Source organism: Mesorhizobium sp. GbtcB19 (genome assembly GCF_019091085.1).
In the GTDB taxonomy this organism is placed as follows: domain Bacteria; phylum Pseudomonadota; class Alphaproteobacteria; order Rhizobiales; family Rhizobiaceae; genus Mesorhizobium.
The window spans coordinates 1-233 of the sequence record NZ_JAGXJY010000584.1 but is presented as its reverse complement, the minus strand read 5'-3'; the positions used below and the strand labels follow the sequence as shown (position 1 = coordinate 233).

The 233-nt window shown below is 64.8% G+C and carries 1 protein-coding gene; it reads right to left on the bottom strand.

Annotation, left to right across the window (positions count from 1 at the left end; all coding sequences use genetic code 11):
- On the bottom strand, nt 1–221 hold a 221-nt coding region (locus KVT37_RS33115; RefSeq protein WP_217579113.1), incomplete at its 3' end, for a hypothetical protein.
- Between the last annotated feature and the right edge of the window lie 12 nt (nt 222–233).

Sequence of the window (233 nt, the reverse complement as noted above, 5' to 3'; positions counted from 1 at the left end):
GAAGACCTTGAGGCTGCTGGGCATTCGCGCAAATCCTCGCTCTGCTCCGACACGTCCCTCAAATCACCACGTGCGGCGTTCATGCCGATGACGAGCTGTTCTGCCATTTCATGTCGGCGGTCCAGCTCGCCAAAAAGCAGCCATCCCGCCATCTGGCGGGGCGGGTAGTGCATGACCGCATCGGAGGGGGGGCCAAGGCGCTTCAGGCGCGCCGCGGCCATGGCTAGGCTGCC